Here is a 6,057-nt window from a genome sequence, read left to right as displayed (position 1 = left end):
GGCTGAGGGCGAGGGGGTCGGGGCTTACGAGGATGTGCCGGGCTTCTGCCGGAGCGTGCCGCTGGCCGAGCTCCGGGAGCACGAGTTCGTGTTGACGCCAGGGCGGTATGTGGGGGCGGCCGAGGCGGAGGTTGATCCGGATGCGGAGCCGGTGGAGGAGCGGGTGGCTCGGCTGACGAAAGAATTGTTCGGGTTGTTCGAGGAGTCGGGGCGGCTGGAGGATGCGGTGCGTATGCAGTTGGGGAGGATTTAGTGGCTAGGAAGTCATGGGAAACACTGCCACTGAGTACGGTGGTGCGTCTAAAACGTGGATACGACCTCCCAACGGGCACTCGGGCAGCAGGAAGCTACCCCGTTGTGGGATCTGCAGGAGTCAGCGGTTGGCACGATGAAGGTCCGGTTAAGGGCCCCGGAGTCGTTATCGGCAGAAGCGGCTCTTCGATGGGGCATGTCACCTACGTAAAGGGTGATTTCTGGCCTCTGAATACGTCTATGTTCGTCGAAGACTTCCTTTCGAACGACCCTCGATACGTATTCCACCTACTTGCAACGTTGGATTTTTCTGCGTACAACTCAGGTAGCGCTCAGGCTTCATTGAACCGAAATTACATCGCGAGCATCCCTGTCACGATCCCGCCCATCTCGGAACAGCAGGCCATTTCGGAAGTACTCGGCACCCTGGACGACAAGATCGCGGTCAACCAGCGGATCGCCGACACCACACTGGATCTCGCCTCGGCCCTGTACACCCACCAGTCTTCATCTAGCAGAGGCTGGCACAGCGTCCCGCTTGCCAGGACCGCACGCTGGCTGTCTGGAGGCACCCCCAAGACCAGCGAGCCGAGCTACTGGGATGGCGAAATTCCCTGGATCTCAGCCGCGAGTCTCAAGTCACCGTGGATTGATGACTCGGACCGCAAGATCACACCACTCGGCGCCGAGAACGGCACCCGACTCGTTCCAACAGGAAGCATCCTCTTTATCGTGCGAGGAATGAGCCTGACCTCAGAGTTCCGAGTCGGGATCACCCAGCGCGAGGTCGCTTTCGGACAGGATTGCAAGGCATTGATCCCTCATGCGGGGATCGATGCGGCCACGCTCTTCCTGGCCATCAAAACCAGCACGCCAGAAATCCTCGGTTTTGTTGATCTGGCCGGCCACGGCACGGGCCGGCTAGCAACAGACCGCATCGCAGAACTCAGCGTCAGGCTCCCCGAAGACGGCATCGCAGCTGATGAATTCCGCCACTCCGTGGTACCCCTCGTCGAACGAGCCAGCGCAACCAAGCGGGAGAACCGCACCCTCGCCGCCCTCCGCGACACCCTCCTCCCCCAACTAGTGACCGGAAAGATCCGCATCAAAGACGCCGAACGTGTCGTGGAGGACGCTGTATGACCACTGACGGTGCGCAGATGAGCGAGGGCGCCCTCGGCCCTCAGCCCAACGACACAGTCCTCGACCTCCTGGCCAGCACCGAGGTCTCCGTCTCCCACGCCGAAGCCCTCACCTTCTCCGAGAAGGACTGGGAGCACATTGCTCTGGAGCAGCTCGGAGAATTTGGGTGGATACACGTCGACGGAAAGGACCTCGGCCCCTCCCACGGGCAGCGCAAGTCCTTCGACGACCTCGTCCTCTACCCCCGCCTGCGCACCGCCATCACCACCCGCTACCCCCACCTCCCCGAGGCAGCCGTCACAGAAGCCATCGACGAGCTGCTCAAGCAACCTCCCGGCTCCGACATCCGCCAGAACTGGGAGTTCTACCAGCGACTCACCGTCAAAGCCGTCAAGGTCGCCTACCGTGACCCGCTTACCGACACCGAGAAGTACGAGACCGTCCGCGTCATCGACTTCGCCAATCCCCACGGCAATGACCTGGTCGCCGCCTCCCAGGTGCGTATCCGTAGCAACGCCCGCCAGCGGGAGTTCGTGTTCGACATCGTCCTCTACGTCAACGGCCTCCCCCTCGCCGTCATCGAGTTGAAGAAGGCCAGCGGCCCTGACGACTCCCGCAAGGCGTACGGCCAGATCCAGAACTACCGGCGCGAGCTGAAGTCGGACGGGGTCTTCCGGACACTGCTCGTCGCCGTCGCCTCGGACGGCATAACTGCCCGCATCGGCACCCCGTTCACGCCATGGCAGCACATGGCCCCCTGGCACGCCGACGAGGACGGCGCCCTCCTCCGCAAGCGCGAGTGGGAGGACGGGCGCGCCTTGGAGCGGATGATCCAGGGGCCCCTCGAACCCGGCCGCTTCCTGGACCTCATCAGCTCCTACCTCTCCTACTCGGCCGAAGGCACCGGCGGAGTCGTCGACACCGTCAAACTCGCCAAGGCCCACCAGTACTTCGCCGTGCGCGAGGCGGTCACCGCCACCGTGGCGGCCGTCGCCACCGACGGCCGGGCGGGCGTCGTCTGGCACACGCAAGGCGCCGGCAAGAGCGAGGAGATGCTTTTCTACACAGGGAAGGTCGTCCTCGCTCCCGAGCTGTCGAACCCCACGATCGTGCTGCTCACCGACCGTATCGACCTCGACACCCAGCTCTTCAACACCTTTGCCAAAAGCCACAGCCTGCGCCAGATAATCAGCGACCACCCTGAAAAGGCCACGGACACCAAGCAGCTCAAGGAACTCCTCACCCGGGACGAGAACAGCGGCGGTCTCGTCTTCAGCACGCTCCAGAAGTTCCGCGTCAGCAAGACCGAGCGGGAGGCCGGCGCCCGCCATCCCGTCGTCTCCACCCGCCGCGACATCATCGTCGTCGTCGACGAGGCACACCGCAGTCACTACGACTTCGAGGACGGTTTCGCCCGCAACCTCCGGGACGCCCTCCCGAACGCCACCTTCCTCGCCTTCACCGGTACGCCCATCGACAACGCCACCGGCAGCACCGAAGGCGTCTTCGGGCCGACCATCCACACGTACGACCTGACGCAGGCCGTCGACGACGGCGCGACCGTCCCCGTCTACTACGAGGCGATCCTCCACAAGGTCAAACTGAAGGGCCAACTCCCCGACAACGTAGACCTCGACGACCTCGACGCCCAGGCCGAGGGGCTGGTCGAAGGGCTGTCCGAGGCCGAACAGAAGCGTGCCCGTCGCAAGTTCGCCGCCTTCGAGGACCTCATCGGCGCGCGCGAGCGCATAGACGCGCTGGCTGCCACCGTCCTGGAGCATTGGGACACACGTAGGCGCGAGATGATCAAGCTTACTGGGAGACCCGGTAAGGGGATGATCGTCTGTTCCTCCCGTGCGATCGCCGCCCGGCTCTTCAACGCCATCGCCCGCCAGCGCCCGGAGTGGACCGGTGAGCGCGACGAGACCAGCGGTCTGTATCCCGACGACACCGGCAAGGTACGCGTCGTTTTCACCGGAAACGCCGGCCACGAAGACGACGAAGTCGCCGACTACGTCCGAAGTCCTGACCAACTCAAGCGCATCCAGAAGCGCGTCGTCGACAAGAACGAGGACGACGAACTCGAACTCGTCATCGTCCAGTCACTCTGGCTGACCGGGTTCGACGCTCCGCCCCTGCACACCCTCTACCTCGACCGGCGTATGCGCGGCGCGGCCCTCATGCAGGCCATCGCCCGCGTCAACCGCACCTGGGGCGAAAAGCCCTCCGGCCTGGTCGTCGACTTCCTCGGTGTCGCACAGGACATCACCGCCGCCCTCGCGGAGTACTCCGCTCCCGACCAGGAGAACCAGCCCATCGGCGCCCCCGTCGAGGAGGCGTGCGACTCCGTACGGCGCACGCATCAGCGGATCGGAGACGTGCTGCGCCCCTGCCACTGGCGCGCGACCATGGACACCCACGGCTACAAGGAAGCCCTCTACGACGTCCTCGATTTCCTCAAGGAAGCCGAACCGGACCTGGAGCCCGGCAAGCCCACCCGGCAGCAGCTGTTCATGCACCATGCCCGGTTGTTGTCCCGGTCCTTCTCGTTGTGCGCCACTCATCCGGACGTCCAGGACCTGCTGCCCGACATCCGTTTCTACTCCTCCGTGCGTACGGCCCGCGAGAAACTGACCACGGACGATCGCTACCACGACGGCCTCGCCACCGAAGCCGACGTGAACCGGCTCATCGAGCAGTTGAACGCCGAGGCCGTCGCCGCGGACGGAGTCGTCGACATCTACGACGCCACCGGTCTCACCAAGCCCGACCTGTCCCACCTGGACGAGAAAGTCCTCCGCAGGATGCAGGCCGGCCGTCACCCCAACCTCGCCATCGAGGCCCTGCGCCGGGCCATCAAGAAGGAGATCCGGGACGCCCACCCCGGCAACGTCGTACGCCAGAAGGCCTTCACCGAGAAGATGCAGGAGGTCATGAACAAGTACCACAACGGCCTCATCGACTCCGCCCAGGTAATGGACCTCCTCGTCGAACTGGCCCGTACGATCTCCGCCGACCGGGAACGTGCCAGGGAACTCGGTCTGACCGAGGACGAGCTGGCCTTCTACGACGCCGTCGCCGCCAACCCCTCCGCCCTGGAGCTGGGCCAGGGCGTCCTCGCCGAGATCGCCCACAAACTGTGCGACCTCGTCCGCAAGGACGTCACCGTCGACTGGCGCGTCAGGGGCCAGGCCCGCGACCGTATCCGCGGCAAGGTCAAGCTCCTGCTCCGCCTCTACGGCTACCCGCCGGACAAGGCCCCGGACGCCATCGACCGTGTACTGAAGCAGACCGAGGTCAAGGCGGAGGAGTGGGCCTGAGCGTGTACGGCCCACTCCCCGCCTATCGCCGTGATCAGTGAGCCGCTGCCGGACGGCTCACCGGCGCCTCGTCCTCATCGAGCGCGTAGGACAGCTCGGCGTGCAGTTGCTCCGCCTCGACCACGCTGAGCCGCAACTGCGCGTCACCCTTGTGCTTGCCGTCATGCAGCAGCCAGAGCGGCAGCCGTACGCCCTCGTGGACCGCCGTCACCCGCTTGCCGGGGATGCGGTCGATGCGCCATCCCTTGGCCTGGTCCGTCTCGTTCATTCGATTCCCCTTCGATTACCTGGGGTTGCCGAATATCCTCACAGCGTGACCGATCGAAGGCTACGGTCGGTAGTGGAGAGGCGTAGACCCGCACGTCAGGACCACTGGGGGGACCAACGATGCCGCCACGGAAGCCGAACCAGAACCGGAGTAGTCATCACAACGGGTCAGCACGGATGGTACTGGCGCGGCTGCGCGAGAAATCAGGCAAGTCGCTGAGCGACCTCGCGGCGGATACGACGCACGACCGCATATATCTGCACAAACTGGAGACGGGGGTGAAACTCGGATCACCCGACGTCATGGAGGCGCTGGACAAGGCGTACGGGACCGACGAACACCTCGTTCACTTGTGTGTACTGGCTCGGGCAGACGGTATCAAGGACAAGTACCGGCACTTCATGGAGCGCGAGAGGGAAGCGACCATGCGGTACGAGTACGCAAGTTCCACGATTCCCGGCCTATTGCAGACCGAGAGCTACGCCCGGGAACAGTTGCGTACTGCCCGCCCTGCGGACGACAACGAACTCGACGCGCAGGTGATCACGCGCCTGGATCGCCAAGCCCCGCTACACGGCGAGGACGCCGTTGAGTTCCGAGCGGTATTGGACGAGTCCGCCGTACGACGTCCGCTCAGCGATGCCGACGCATGGAGTGAGCAGTTGGCGCACCTACTGGAGACGGCGGAGCTTCCGAACGTCACGCTGCAAGTGTTGCCTTTCTCCGCTGGCCTACAGCACCTTCTCGGCGGATCACTGACGTTGCTGTGGCTACCAGGTGGCCGCAACATCGCCTACACCGAGAGCGCCTATTCCGGAGATCTCGTCGAGGATCCGACGGATGTCGAACAACTCCGCCTGTCATACGATTTGGTGCGAGACTCGGCGCTCTCGCCACGGGAGTCCGTGGCACTGATCCGAGAAATCCTGGAGGCCAGCCCATCATGCGAACCCCCCGACTCGACCTCAGCAAAGCCGCATGGCGGAAGTCCAGCTACAGCAACGCGGACGGGGGCAACTGCGTAGAAGTGGCCCTCAACCACTCCCCCCTCACCCCCATCCGCGACAGCAAGCG

General features: G+C 64.5%; 4 protein-coding genes and 2 pseudogenes. 5 read left to right on the top strand and 1 reads right to left on the bottom strand.

Annotation, left to right across the window (positions count from 1 at the left end):
* The 3 genes and pseudogenes from FGF04_RS37965 to FGF04_RS37955 all read left to right on the top strand — a co-directional run.
* Positions 1-253: pseudogene (locus FGF04_RS37965) on the top strand (SAM-dependent methyltransferase); the annotation flags it as partial.
* Positions 253-1,395 (top strand): restriction endonuclease subunit S, encoded by a 1,143-nt coding sequence (locus FGF04_RS37960; RefSeq protein WP_188114405.1) that lies wholly within the window; start codon positions 253-255, stop codon positions 1,393-1,395. The pseudogene FGF04_RS37965 and the gene FGF04_RS37960, both read left to right, overlap by 1 nt.
* Complete coding sequence (locus tag FGF04_RS37955; protein ID WP_235882716.1) at positions 1,392-4,715, top strand: type I restriction endonuclease subunit R; 3,324 nt, start codon at positions 1,392-1,394, stop codon at positions 4,713-4,715. Before FGF04_RS37960 ends, FGF04_RS37955 begins: the two co-directional genes overlap by 4 nt.
* A 34-nt stretch (positions 4,716-4,749) precedes the next feature.
* Here the strand turns inward: FGF04_RS37955 and FGF04_RS37950 are convergent, their stop codons facing one another.
* The gene (locus tag FGF04_RS37950; protein ID WP_149515943.1) at positions 4,750-4,983 is read right to left on the bottom strand and encodes a hypothetical protein; all 234 of its coding nucleotides are present in this window, start codon (positions 4,981-4,983) and stop codon (positions 4,750-4,752) included.
* A 119-nt stretch (positions 4,984-5,102) separates the two neighbouring features.
* On the opposite strand from FGF04_RS37950, the pseudogene FGF04_RS37945 reads away from it, so the two are divergent.
* Positions 5,103-5,894, top strand: a pseudogene (locus tag FGF04_RS37945) (helix-turn-helix domain-containing protein); the annotation flags it as partial.
* 32 nt (positions 5,895-5,926) lie between these two features.
* Positions 5,927-6,057 (top strand): DUF397 domain-containing protein (locus FGF04_RS41540; RefSeq protein ID WP_149515941.1); only part of this gene is annotated, 131 nt, incomplete at its 3' end.

It is taken from the genome of Streptomyces apricus, from assembly GCF_008369065.1.
Taxonomy (GTDB): Bacteria; Actinomycetota; Actinomycetes; order Streptomycetales; family Streptomycetaceae; genus Streptomyces; species Streptomyces apricus.
The sequence above is the reverse complement of the archived record's forward strand: the minus strand, read 5'-3'. Positions and strand labels throughout refer to the sequence as shown.

What these genes read in the sequence shown, in the direction of transcription:
- FGF04_RS37955 (WP_235882716.1), top strand. Translation starts at nt 1,392, where the DNA reads ATGACCACTGACGGTGCGCAGATGAGCGAGGGCGCCCTCGGCCCTCAG.
- FGF04_RS37950 (WP_149515943.1), bottom strand. Translation starts at nt 4,983, where the DNA reads ATGAACGAGACGGACCAGGCCAAGGGATGGCGCATCGACCGCATCCCC.